The sequence below is a fragment of the Hominisplanchenecus faecis genome (assembly GCF_020687205.1).
In the GTDB taxonomy this organism is placed as follows: Bacteria; Bacillota; Clostridia; order Lachnospirales; family Lachnospiraceae; genus Hominisplanchenecus; species Hominisplanchenecus faecis.
On record NZ_JAJEQE010000074.1, the window covers coordinates 1 to 10887 of the forward strand.

The 10887-nt window shown below is 43.7% G+C and carries 15 protein-coding genes; 4 read left to right on the forward strand and 11 right to left on the reverse strand.

The features are described 5' to 3' along the window. Nucleotides 1-278: hypothetical protein (locus tag LKD42_RS14240; RefSeq protein ID WP_248836087.1), on the forward strand; the 278-nt coding region annotated here is incomplete at its 5' end. 38 nt (nucleotides 279-316) lie between these two features. Here LKD42_RS14240 and rplT read toward each other — a convergent pair. The 10 genes from rplT to LKD42_RS14290 form a co-directional block, all read right to left on the reverse strand. Then, a complete protein-coding gene (gene rplT, locus LKD42_RS14245; RefSeq protein ID WP_022119053.1) occupies nucleotides 317-673 on the reverse strand; it encodes a 50S ribosomal protein L20 in 357 nt (118 codons plus the stop codon). Nucleotides 674-698: 25 nt separating this feature from the next. Continuing rightward, nucleotides 699-896, reverse strand: coding sequence for a 50S ribosomal protein L35 (gene rpmI / locus LKD42_RS14250; RefSeq protein ID WP_022119054.1), 198 nt, complete (start codon nucleotides 894-896; stop codon nucleotides 699-701). Between the two features lie 81 nt (nucleotides 897-977). Beyond that, nucleotides 978-1475: a translation initiation factor IF-3 gene (infC, locus tag LKD42_RS14255; protein WP_147631201.1), complete on the reverse strand. Its 498-nt coding sequence runs from the start codon at nucleotides 1473-1475 to the stop codon at nucleotides 978-980. Between the two features lie 247 nt (nucleotides 1476-1722). Continuing rightward, on the reverse strand, nucleotides 1723-2046 hold the full coding sequence (locus tag LKD42_RS14260) for a DUF1540 domain-containing protein (protein ID WP_022119056.1): 324 nt from the start codon (nucleotides 2044-2046) through the stop codon (nucleotides 1723-1725). 107 nt (nucleotides 2047-2153) lie between these two features. Further along, entirely contained in the window at nucleotides 2154-3971 is a 1818-nt protein-coding gene (locus LKD42_RS14265; RefSeq protein ID WP_248836088.1) for a DUF6449 domain-containing protein, read from the reverse strand. Continuing rightward, nucleotides 3946-4848 (reverse strand): ABC transporter ATP-binding protein, encoded by a 903-nt coding sequence (locus LKD42_RS14270; RefSeq protein ID WP_248836089.1) that lies wholly within the window; start codon nucleotides 4846-4848, stop codon nucleotides 3946-3948. Before LKD42_RS14270 ends, LKD42_RS14265 begins: the two co-directional genes overlap by 26 nt. After that, a complete protein-coding gene (locus LKD42_RS14275; protein ID WP_022119059.1) occupies nucleotides 4841-5215 on the reverse strand; it encodes a GntR family transcriptional regulator in 375 nt (124 codons plus the stop codon). The genes LKD42_RS14270 and LKD42_RS14275 overlap by 8 nt, the downstream gene beginning before the upstream one ends. Nucleotides 5216-5415: 200 nt before the next feature. Continuing rightward, the gene (locus LKD42_RS14280) at nucleotides 5416-6525 is read right to left on the reverse strand and encodes a M20/M25/M40 family metallo-hydrolase (protein ID WP_248836090.1); all 1110 of its coding nucleotides are present in this window, start codon (nucleotides 6523-6525) and stop codon (nucleotides 5416-5418) included. A gap of 15 nt (nucleotides 6526-6540) precedes the next feature. Continuing rightward, on the reverse strand, nucleotides 6541-7278 hold the full coding sequence (locus LKD42_RS14285) for a YdcF family protein (RefSeq protein WP_248836091.1): 738 nt from the start codon (nucleotides 7276-7278) through the stop codon (nucleotides 6541-6543). 226 nt (nucleotides 7279-7504) lie between these two features. Further along, on the reverse strand, nucleotides 7505-8011 hold the full coding sequence (locus LKD42_RS14290) for an SEC-C metal-binding domain-containing protein (protein ID WP_022119062.1): 507 nt from the start codon (nucleotides 8009-8011) through the stop codon (nucleotides 7505-7507). 347 nt (nucleotides 8012-8358) lie between these two features. On the opposite strand from LKD42_RS14290, the gene LKD42_RS14295 reads away from it, so the two are divergent. Together LKD42_RS14295 and LKD42_RS14300 are read left to right on the forward strand one after the other, a co-directional pair. Beyond that, nucleotides 8359-8814: an Lrp/AsnC family transcriptional regulator gene (locus LKD42_RS14295; protein WP_022119063.1), complete on the forward strand. Its 456-nt coding sequence runs from the start codon at nucleotides 8359-8361 to the stop codon at nucleotides 8812-8814. An 18-nt stretch (nucleotides 8815-8832) separates the two neighbouring features. Next, nucleotides 8833-9042: a hypothetical protein gene (locus LKD42_RS14300; protein WP_022119064.1), complete on the forward strand. Its 210-nt coding sequence runs from the start codon at nucleotides 8833-8835 to the stop codon at nucleotides 9040-9042. A 45-nt stretch (nucleotides 9043-9087) separates the two neighbouring features. Here LKD42_RS14300 and LKD42_RS14305 read toward each other — a convergent pair whose 3' ends face one another. Continuing rightward, nucleotides 9088-9711, reverse strand: a complete 624-nt coding sequence (locus LKD42_RS14305; RefSeq protein WP_248836092.1) for a hypothetical protein — start codon at nucleotides 9709-9711, stop codon at nucleotides 9088-9090. A 372-nt stretch (nucleotides 9712-10083) separates the two neighbouring features. On the opposite strand from LKD42_RS14305, the gene LKD42_RS14310 reads away from it, so the two are divergent. Next, nucleotides 10084-10686 carry an HAD family hydrolase gene (locus LKD42_RS14310; RefSeq protein ID WP_248836093.1) on the forward strand — a complete coding sequence of 201 codons (603 nt, stop codon included), beginning with the start codon at nucleotides 10084-10086 and terminating at the stop codon, nucleotides 10684-10686. The last annotated feature ends 201 nt before the right edge of the window (nucleotides 10687-10887 follow it).

Consider the following 10887-nt stretch of genomic DNA (forward strand, 5'->3'; position numbering starts at 1 on the left):
AATTGGCAGACGCGCAGGCTTCAGGTGCCTGTGGTAGCAATACCGTGCGGGTTCAAGTCCCGCCTTCCGCACTTTTTATTTTCTGTTTAAAAGAGCTCACAGAGCAGACTGCGAGTTCTTTTTTTCTATACATTACATTTCATAATATCCAAACCAAGTTCAAATCCAAAACAGGCTCATCCAAAATAGCGTTATGTCTCAGGCTTCTCCCCGGTATAAACAAAAAAATAAAAAAAATGGAAGAAAAGCTTTTTCAAGCTCCTCTTCCATCTTATTAACTCTCACATTTGCTGTGTAAACAGCTGCTTTCCTGGTATTATGCCAGTTTAGATTTTGCCAGCTCTGCCAGTGTTGCAAATCCTTCTGCATCATTAACTGCCATGTCTGCCAGGATCTTGCGGTTCATTTCAACACCTGCCAGTTTCAGTCCATACATGAATTTGCTGTAAGACAGACCATTGATTCTTGCTGCTGCGTTGATACGAGCGATCCACAGCTGTCTGAACTGACGTTTTTTCTGTTTTCTTCCTGCATAAGCACTTGTCAGTGCTCTCATTACAGACTGTTTTGCAACTCTATACTGTTTGGAACGAGCACCTCTGTAACCTTTTGCCAGTTTCAGTACTCTGTTATGTTTCTTTCTAGCGTTCATGCCGCCTTTAATTCTTGCCATGTCTTATTTCCTCCTTCGCTTATTCTTATAAATAAGGTAAAATCTTCTTCATGTTCTTGAAATTTGTAGCATCTGTGATGATTGCTTTTCTCAGATTTCTCTTTCTCTTTGTGGATTTTTTTGTTAAGATATGGCTCTTGTAAGCTTTATTTCTTTTCAGTTTTCCTGCACCTGTCTTTTTGAAACGTTTTGCAGCTGCTCTGCTTGTTTTAATTTTTGGCATTTTACGTTTTCCTCCTTGTATAAATTCTGTTTATCGGCTGTAACCTTCCGGTTCTGGCCGTTCTATTTTAACCCTGCGTTCTTAGGAACGTTTTTCGGTTAAAAACATCGCCATGCTCCTGCCTTCCATCTTGGCCGGCTTATCTACGAGTGCGATATCTTCCAGTGCTTTTGCGAACTCATCCAGGATATGTCTGCTTGACTGTACGTGAGCCATCTCACGTCCTCTGAATCTGAGTGTTACTTTTACTTTATTACCTTTTTCAATAAACTTTCTGGCTGAAGCAATCTTGGTATTCAGATCGTTGCTGTCGATATTCGGGGAAAGACGAACTTCTTTTACTTCAATCGTCTTCTGTTTTTTCTTTGCTTCTTTTTCTTTTCTTGCCAGCTCGTAACGGTATTTTCCATAATCAATGATTTTGCATACCGGTGGTTTCGCCTGCGGCGCAATCTTTACCAGATCCAGTTCCGCCTCTCTTGCGATCTTCATAGCTTCTCTGGATGACATAATTCCAAGCTGCTGTCCATCTTCGCCGATCAGACGTATTTCTCTGTCTCTGATCTGTTCATTAATCATTAACTCGCTAATAGTTTTGCACCTCCATTAATGCGTGTACCACCTTTGCTCCCTCATAGACCAGAAAAAGGTGGACAGCATAACTGTCCACCTAATAATCGTTTCCCCTGAAACAAATCTCTCTGTTTCTGAACTTTATTAACCGATAGTCACTTTTTGTGCTACGGTGAGAGTGGACACTCTGCTTTGTTTTCTCAATAACCTTAAATAGGTTACCATACTTACCGGCAGGTGTCAACCCCTTTTTTTATTTTCCGCAGTTACATTTAAATGTTCCACATTCTGTCTGCTCGCAGGTACATGCCCCGGCTCCTACAATACCAATCTGACCTGCGGTGCATTTGTGTTCATCATTGTATACACAGTGACAGGCTTCACATGCAACATTGATTTTCTGCGAAGCACTGCCCATGGAACTTTTCGCTCCCTGTGTGGTTCGTTCAGTGAAATCTGTACAGCAGGTTTCCTGTACTCTGGTCGCATTTTCACCGCCTACTTTAATATCACCTTTACTGCAGTACATCCCGTCATTGTATACACATTTCTGTGCCGAACATACTAACATCGCCATGATACTACCTCCTTTTGACCCATTTTTTTATAAATTGCTTTCCCGCAGAGCGGTTCTTGCAATTTCCTCGATAGTATCTGCGTTTTTTTATTTTTTATTCCGGTAAGTTATCTACTCTTTTTCTGGATTTCTTTTATTTTTTTCCAAGTTTCCGTAAAATCTTTTTGAATCGGATAACCATATTCCTGGCAAATGATCCTCTTGTCTTTTGTTTTTTCTTCAAAAGAAAAATAAAGTTCACAGTTGTATCCATCCATGTTTTCTGTATCTGCTGCAAAATTCTTTTCTTCACTCGGAATTGTTTTGATCTCCTGCATTGTTTTTTCTGTCAGTTCTTTTCTGTAAATGCGATAGACTTCTTTTGCGTCTTCTCCGTCCATGACACAATCATCTCCATAAAAATAGGAAAGATTGACTTCGGTCAGCTTTTTTTCTGCATACTGCGGATCATCCGAAAGAATCGGGTAACACAGCTTCTGATACCAGGATTGCTGCCACAGTTTCTCCTCCGCCGCATTCCAGACATCATCCAGGATAAAATAGCGGCGGTATTCTGTTTTTCCATTTTGCAGAATAAATTTTACCAGCATTTCATTCACATTGCCATCTTCACTGTACCCACGCTTTTTCTCTGCATGGGCTTTTTCTACCAGGTCATAGATCTCATCAAACTGTTCTGTCTGTTCCATATCCAGTCGATTTTCAATGTCATGCAGTGTTTCCAGACTCTGCATCTGATTTTCTGTTATATAGCAGTTTCCATAAACAGCCGATCCAAGTCCCGATCTGCTGCACACAGACATTGCTTTGATTTTTTCTTTTTCCGGCATCCAATGATTATATCCCGGCCAGTCAAAGACCAGTGCACAGATCATAAAAATGCCTGCCACCAGTGTAACAGCTGTTCCGGTTTTATGTGCAAATGCCAGTTTTACATCCCTGTGATAGATAAACTCCATCAGCATGCCGAGCACCAGCACTCCGAAAATGAATCCTGCAAACAGCCAGTAATATTGATTTGCTCCGTTCATGCTGTAGGCCGCAATGCCAACAGCAAGTGCCCCCGGAAGTACCATCAGGATTTTCAGGATCTGCTCTGTTTTCGGAAAAGTCAGTGCCATACCTCCGCATTCTGCCTTGTGGTGTGTGCACATCCAGAAATCTGCCACCAAAAACGCAAGCGTTCCGGCAAGCGTCATGCATGCCGCCCCAAACCACGGCGTTCCCTGTGAAATTCCCCGCTCCATATAAAGTAAAATACCAACCGGTGTTGTATAAGAAATTTCCCAGATCCTGAGTGTTTTTAAAGCAGTATAAAATCCCAGGTCAATATAAGCTTCTGTGATCACAGTCACCGCCGGACCATAACCGGCGATCACCATCATGCCAAATACAGCAATCACCGTATTGCCGGTAAAAAGCATGGCAAAAGCAGCCGCACTGTAAATAAACAGAAATTCTATGATATGCAGCACACTCCCCTTTAAAAACGGAAGCCACAGCAGTGAAGGAGAAACACCTTTTGCAGCCGCAACAAGCACGGCAAGTATTTCAGATGCCACAAAAATTCCGACAAACATCAGAAATCCTGTCATATATCCGCTCATAAAAAGCTTTTTCCTGCGAACCGGAATACTGTAATACAGATCCATTTTTTCTTTACTGTGCAGATAAGCAAATTCTGATGCCGCAATCATAGCTGCGGCAACTGTCATAACCAGTGCCATACCGATATTTCCGGGTGCCAGAACCTCAAGTGCCACTCGTTCTCTCCAGGCATCATTTACCGTCATCATATTGTCCAGCCCGATCATCATCAACACCGGATAGCATACGAAAAAAAGAACCGTAAGGAATACCAGCATCCAGTTTCGTCTTTTTGCGTCTTCCTGCATCAGCTTAAGAAATGAAATTTTTGATGTCATAACCAGCCACCTCCGTTTCACTGATAAAAATTTCTTCCAATGTCAGAGGAAGAATCTCTGCCAGAATCGGGCTTTTCTCCTGAATGGCCATCAGAATATCCTGCTTTGTTCCTCGTGCCACAATGCTCATAACAGAGCCGCGTTTTTCATGCTGCAGCACTTCCAGTTTTGCAAGGATTTCCTCTTCGTCCCCAGCATTTTGAAATACGCACTGCACTTTATGGATGTGATATTTCATTTCTTCCAGTTCTTTCGACAGCAGAATGCCTCCTTTGTACAGCAGCCCTACATGGTCACAGATATCTTCCAGCTCACGCAGATTGTGCGATGCGATGATCGGTGTAAAGTCCCGTTTCATGATTTCAGATGCAAAAATGCTCTTCACTGCCTGACGTACAACCGGATCCAGTCCGTCAAAACTTTCGTCACATATCAGATATTTTGTTCCGGCACAGACGCCAAGAAGAAGTGCCACCTGCCGTTTCATGCCTTTGGAAAACGTGGACAGCTTCCTTGTAAATTCCAGTCCAAATCCGGAGACCATCTCCCGGAAGCGTTCCATATCAAACTGCGGATAGATCACCTGATAATATTCTGCCATCGTTTTTGCCGTTGCATTTTGAAAGAAATAGGCATTGTCCGGAAGAAAGAAAATCTTCGCTTTCGCCTGTGGATTTTCATAGACATTCTCCCCGTCGATCAGTGCCATGCCGGTATCCGGCTTCAAAACTCCGCTGATCACACGCAGAAGTGTGCTCTTACCGGCTCCATTTGTCCCGATCAGCCCGAAAATGCTGCCTTCCTGAATGGTTGCCACAATGTTGTCCAGTGCTTTGATCTCACCAAACATTTTGTTTACACCCGTTACTTCAATCATGTTTTCCCTCCCTGTAATACGTTCTGACCTTTATCGAAAACTCCTCCTCATTGATTCCAAGTTTTTTCGCCTGATCCACGGTTTCTTTCAGCCGCCCGAAGCACTGTCCCTTCATCCGATCCGTCACCTTATCTTTTTCCGAGACAAAATTTCCTTTTCCCTTCACCGGATAAATTGCTCCATGTTCTTCCAGAATCGCGTATGCTTTCTGGATGGTATTCGGATTGATAGAAAGCTCCACCGCCAGTGCCCGCACAGATGGAAGCTGCTCCCCCTGGCTCATCACGCCCGCTGCGATCAGACTCTCTACATGTTCTACGATCTGCTCATAGATTGGCTGTCTGCTCTGACTGTCAATCACGATCATGACATCATCCCTGCTTTCTTTTCATATTCAAGAATGCCTCTGGCATTCTTGCTGCGAGGTGCACGCCATGCATCGCATGACATATTTTTCTGTGCACATCTGATGTATTATAGTGTACTAGTACTTACCATACACTCGGAGTATAATATAAGTCCCCTGCAAATACAAGGGACTTATGAGAATATTAAGAATGTTAAGTTTTACTCTTTCATTTGCAGCAGTTCGCTGACGATCCCTGCCACCTGTGCCATTTCGGACACTTCGGTATATTCCTGGCAGGAATGTACCTGATGCATCGCCGATGCCATGACGATCCCCGGGATGCCATGCTCAGACATTTTGTTCTGGTCACTGCCGCCAAAGGTCGCGATCAGGCTGCTCTTGATGCCGCACGCCGTACATGCCTTCTGAAATTCTTTTACAACACTTTCGTTTTCGTCCGTTTTATAGGCCTGATAGCAGATATCCCGGATAAATTCGATACTGCCGCCGCATTTTTCTGCTTCTTTCGCAAAAATCTGCTCCACCTTCGCAAGTTCTTCCAGCGCTTTTTTATGTGAAAAACTGCGAAGCTCACCGGATACCTCACAGTAATCCGGGACAATATTGCTGGCACGGCCGCCTTCGATGTGTCCGACATTGACGGTTGTATCATCTCCGATCCTGCCTATCGCCATCTCTGCGATTGCCGTCGCTGCGATCCGGATCGCATGCACGCCGTCCTGCGGTGCAAATCCGGCATGTGATGCTTTTCCACGTACTTTTACCGTAAATGCGATCTGACTCGGAGCCTGCACTGCTGCCGTACCGATCTCGCCGCTCATATCAAGCACGATCGATTTTTCTGCCTGTATTTTTGAAAAATCAAACACTTTGGCTCCCTTTACGTGCTTTTCCTCTCCGATACTGAGCAGAATCTCTAACTCTCTGGTCGGTCTGTTTTCTTCTTTTAAATGATGCAGTGCTTCTAAAACTGCTGCCACACCGGACATATCATCTGCTCCGAGCACCGTTGTGCCGTCGCTTGTGATCCTTCCGTCCGGATGCACAACTGCTTTTTTGCCTTTTGCCGGCTCCACCGTATCCATATGCATGCCAAGCAGCAGCGGACTGCCGCTGCCCGGACGGTGTGCATAGAGATTTCCGCAGTTTCCGCTATAAACCTTCCATGCATCATCCTCTTCCACCGAAAAGCCCAGCTCTTCCAGCTCTTTTGTCAGATAATCTGCCATCTCTCTTTCTCTGTAAGAAGGAGCATCGATGGAAACCAGTTTTACAAACTGTCTGGTAATCCTCTCTTTGTCTATCATAGTTCACACCTCTCATCAAATGTTTCCTTTAATCTTTTCTTTGACCAGTGCAAAGGCTTCCCGCACCATGTAATGGATCTGATACCGCCAGTCCGAGCCCGCCGCCACGCCACAGACATCCTGATAGCCCTGCTTTTTCGCAAGTTTCAGGGCACGATAAACATGAAAATTGTTGCTGACGATCCCGGTCTTCTTTTCTTTGCAGTCCGACAGTCGTGCACAGAACTGCAGATTTTCCATCGTACTGACAGACTCGTCTTCCAGTATCATTTTATCCTCCGGAATACCCTTTTCCACCAAAAATCGCTTCATACACTCTGCTTCCGTAATGCTCTCGCCGTCTCCCTGTCCGCCGGACAAAAGCAAAGTCGGCTTTCCGCAGCGTTCCCACTCCTGTGCCGCCTTCTCCAGACGCAGCTTCAGTGCTCTGCTCGGTCTTTCTCCATGCACCTGTGCCCCGAGGACGACCATATAATCCAGATCCTCCTTCGGTTCTGCGGACATCCGGCTGACGATACACCCTTCTGCAATCACAAATACCAGAAGCCCGATCGCAAAAACTGTGATCACTGCGATTTTCAGTCCTTTTGCGATCACGATCGAATGAAGAACAGTATACTTGTGCACGGCTGCGATCCCCCAGAAAAGTACCGCTCCCACAAGCCAGATCCATGAAAAATCCATCCCGATGGAAACCAGCAAAGCAAAATACAGGGCACACAAAAGCCCCAAAATCCCTAAAATCAGTTCCATATTCCACTCACCCTCCTTTTATAGCATGATCCACATACAGAAATTTTTCCCACATTTACCCGACAGAATCGCCGTACAGTCTGCACTCCGTTTTAGTCGGAGATTGTACTCCCACCAAGAAAGACTTGTTATTACTCACCACTTGCAGAAGTGGGAGTCTTCTCGACTGAGATAAAATGAGCCGCAGCAGCCTGTGTCCAGGCCACCGCAGCTCCGCTCTCTTTATTTATGCATTCTTTCCGCAGCAGAATTTATATTTCTTTCCACTTCCGCATGGACACGGATCGTTTCTGCCTACTTTTTTGCCTTTGATAACCGTATTTGCTTTCTTTGCTTCACGGTAAAGTGCTTTCTTTTTATCTTCGTCAAAGATATTGTCCCACATCGGCAGACCGTACAGCCAGTCTGCTTTTGCATCTACCATGTTTTTGTACAGTTTTTCCTTGTCAAAGATCAGGTTTACTTCGGTATCCTCGTCCATCTCTTCGATCGGGTTCGGAACGATCAGACTCTCATCGATACCATCCAGGAATCCAACCATGGTCATAACCGGGATCTCATATTTTGCTGCCAGCTCTTTGACTGTGCCTTTTACTTTTACATCCGGCTCTGAGAGCAGCTTTTCATAAATCCCTTTTTCTATCATAAAATAATCCGTCCAGAATTTCTGAAGTACCTTTTTATCTGTCTGCTGAGAGTACGCTGTGTCTCTCCACTGCTGTAATAATCCCATATGCTTACCATCCTTTATTTTTGTTGTAAATTATCGGAATATCTATCCCGTCATTCGGCAGGCTCTGTCTTTTTCGCAGAAACCCCATGCCCTGTATTATATAATACTTTGGCTTTTTTGTAAAGCAAGAGACCGCAAAAAAATCCCCCGCAGCCGCACCTCTTTGTGTCGTCCGCGGGAGATCAGGGGAGGATAAGTATTATATTTCTCTTTGGTATACTCGTAGTATGAACCTTTTTTTGTTTTTTATACAACATAATCACAAAATTCTTTGACAAACTGTCCAAAAAGTACGATAATGTTCTTTACCAGCTATATCAATTTTTACGAAAGGAGGTCCATCTATCGTGGACTATTTAGATCAGCAGATTTTAATGAAATTGAAAGAAAACGCAAGACAGTCTGCTTCCGATATCAGCAAGGAGATACATTTGTCCGTATCCACCGTGATCGACCGTATTCGCAAAATGGAATCTTCCGGTGTTATTGAATCTTATACTGTGATCACGGATGAAAAGAAAACCGGAAATGATGTCACTGCACTGATGGAGATCAGCCTTGAACATCCAAGATACAACGAACTTTTCATTGAAAACATCAAAAAGAATCCAAATATCATCTCCTGCTATTATCTCACCGGAGAATTTGATTATTTACTGAAAATCGCATGTCAGTCTTCCGAACATCTGGAGCAGATCCACCACTGGATCAAAGACCAGGGCGGCGTACGTCAGACCCGTACACACTATGTCCTTCGAACCGAAAAGAATATTTATTCTCCTCTGCCGGAAGCAAAAGAGTAATAACAGGAAAGGATTTTTATGAAAAAAGCAAAACGCATCTTTGCACTTGCGGGTGCTGTGATTCTGATCGCTCTGTATCTGCTTACTTTTCTATTTTCACTTATGGACAGCGATCTGGCACATGGATTATTTGGTGCATCTTTCGCATGCACATTTATCATCCCGGTCGTCTCTTATGCCTGCATTCTTCTTTACAGACTCAGCCATAAAGATGACAGTGAAAAATAAAAAAACACTGCAGAATTGTTTCATCTTTCTGCAGTGTTTTCTTTTTTAAAAGGCAAATGCCATATCTTCGGAAAGGATCGCCGTTCCCTGCATCATCTCCCAGATCGTATTCGGAAGATTGACTCTCTTTTTGTAAACTGTCAGAACTTTATTTTCTTCCAGACACTGGATGGTCATAGCTTCCGGCCAGAACAGGTTGCCCCATCCGCCGACCACACATCTGACTTTTTTAACAAAGGCCACATAACCTTCTTTGCATTTCAGTCTTTCTTTCTGATATTCAATCACATTTCCCGGACTTAAATGGTTCAGAGTTGCCTGCAGATAAAAGTCCTGAAACAGGGCTTCCTTACTGTCTTTCATCCATTCAATATCGCCTCTTAAAATCCGGTCACAGTCTGTGCGGTTCAGTTTTGCACACGCACGGTGCCAGATATGCATCTGCATGTATTTCTTTTCCAGATAAATTGCATCTTCATCCTGATTCTTCACGCACAGATAATAGTGCGGCACTGCATCGTTTGACTCATCCCCTCTGAATTTGAGTTTTCGCAGTGTATATTTTTCAAATTTCTGATTTTCTTCTTTTTGAAGCAGCTGCTGTTTCAATCTTCCATACTCGTCGTAATCAATCTTCTGCTGCTCTTCATAATACATTGTGTACTGCATAAATGATTCCCCTTCTTTCAGTTGCTGAACCCTCTGTTTTCCTCTCCGATATGAAATCGAACATTTACGGGATTGTGCATGTTTATGCCTTCCATCCCTTCTGTCATAATATATTTTAACAAGCATTTGTGAAAAAGCAATGGAAAAGTTATAAAGTATTTCTTAAGAGAACGCAAACATTTGTAAGATATTCTGCCATTATGCATATATCCAGCCTGAACAATTTGACAATCGCCTCTGTCTACCTTAAAATAAAGTGCAATGATGTACCGTGATTCTGTCAGTTCAAGTCGAACGCATGTGAGACTTGGCATGCGATTCTGATCAGGTCACATGCGTGTTCCATTTAATTTCAGAAAGAAGGATTTACTTATGATTAAAAATATTGTTTTTGATATCGGAAAAGTTCTGGTTCGTTTTGACTGGGAAGACTATCTGGCTTCTTTTCAATTTCCAGAAGAAGAAACCACTGCAATCGCTAAGGCCATGTTTTTAAGTTCAAACTGGAATCTGGTCGATGAAGGCCGCCTTTCCTACGAAGAGATCGAGCAGATTTTTGTCGATTCCTGTCCTGCATATGCAGATGATATCCGACTGGTATTTGCTCACTTCGGTGACTGCATCACACGTTTTCCTTATACAAGACACTGGATTTCTTCTCTGAAGCAGCAGGGTTATCAGGTCTATTATCTTTCCAACTATGGTGATTTCACCTGCCAGTATACCAGAAACGACCTTGATTTTTGCGACCTGATGGACGGCGGTGTGATGTCCTATGAAGTAAAATGCCTGAAACCAGACCCGGTGATCTACCAGAGCCTGTTTGAGAAATATCACTTAAAGCCGGAAGAATGTGTGTTTATCGATGACAATGCGGCAAACATCGATGCCGCAAAGAAACTTGGGATGAAGACGATTTTGTTTCAAGACTATTTCAAGGCACAAAAACAGCTGAATGTGATGTGCAACAAATAAAAAGCGACTGAGCTCTTTAGAGCGAGGGATGCTTCTTGTCCGAAGGGCAAGAAGATGGGCATTAAGAAAACTTATATGTAAAATATGACGCCATGATGATTCGAAAACAATCTCCTGACACGCTGCGTTTCCTGTTCGGTTCGCTCGCCTGTTAGCCGCCCTTCGCCTAAACTCGCCTCTTCGAGGCTCAGACAGCGGCTC

What these genes read in the sequence shown, in the direction of transcription:
- LKD42_RS14300 (WP_022119064.1), top strand. Translation starts at nt 8,833, where the DNA reads ATGAAAAAAGCAAAACGCATCTTTGCACTTGCGGGTGCTGTGATTCTG.
- rpmI (WP_022119054.1), bottom strand. Translation starts at nt 896, where the DNA reads ATGCCAAAAATTAAAACAAGCAGAGCAGCTGCAAAACGTTTCAAAAAG.
- LKD42_RS14305 (WP_248836092.1), bottom strand. Translation starts at nt 9,711, where the DNA reads ATGCAGTACACAATGTATTATGAAGAGCAGCAGAAGATTGATTACGAC.
- LKD42_RS14280 (WP_248836090.1), bottom strand. Translation starts at nt 6,525, where the DNA reads ATGATAGACAAAGAGAGGATTACCAGACAGTTTGTAAAACTGGTTTCC.
- LKD42_RS14275 (WP_022119059.1), bottom strand. Translation starts at nt 5,215, where the DNA reads ATGATCGTGATTGACAGTCAGAGCAGACAGCCAATCTATGAGCAGATC.
- rplT (WP_022119053.1), bottom strand. Translation starts at nt 673, where the DNA reads ATGGCAAGAATTAAAGGCGGCATGAACGCTAGAAAGAAACATAACAGA.
- LKD42_RS14270 (WP_248836089.1), bottom strand. Translation starts at nt 4,848, where the DNA reads ATGATTGAAGTAACGGGTGTAAACAAAATGTTTGGTGAGATCAAAGCA.
- LKD42_RS14290 (WP_022119062.1), bottom strand. Translation starts at nt 8,011, where the DNA reads ATGGGATTATTACAGCAGTGGAGAGACACAGCGTACTCTCAGCAGACA.
- LKD42_RS14310 (WP_248836093.1), top strand. Translation starts at nt 10,084, where the DNA reads ATGATTAAAAATATTGTTTTTGATATCGGAAAAGTTCTGGTTCGTTTT.
- LKD42_RS14260 (WP_022119056.1), bottom strand. Translation starts at nt 2,046, where the DNA reads ATGGCGATGTTAGTATGTTCGGCACAGAAATGTGTATACAATGACGGG.
- LKD42_RS14285 (WP_248836091.1), bottom strand. Translation starts at nt 7,278, where the DNA reads ATGGAACTGATTTTAGGGATTTTGGGGCTTTTGTGTGCCCTGTATTTT.
- LKD42_RS14265 (WP_248836088.1), bottom strand. Translation starts at nt 3,971, where the DNA reads ATGACATCAAAAATTTCATTTCTTAAGCTGATGCAGGAAGACGCAAAA.
- infC (WP_147631201.1), bottom strand. Translation starts at nt 1,475, where the DNA reads ATGATTAATGAACAGATCAGAGACAGAGAAATACGTCTGATCGGCGAA.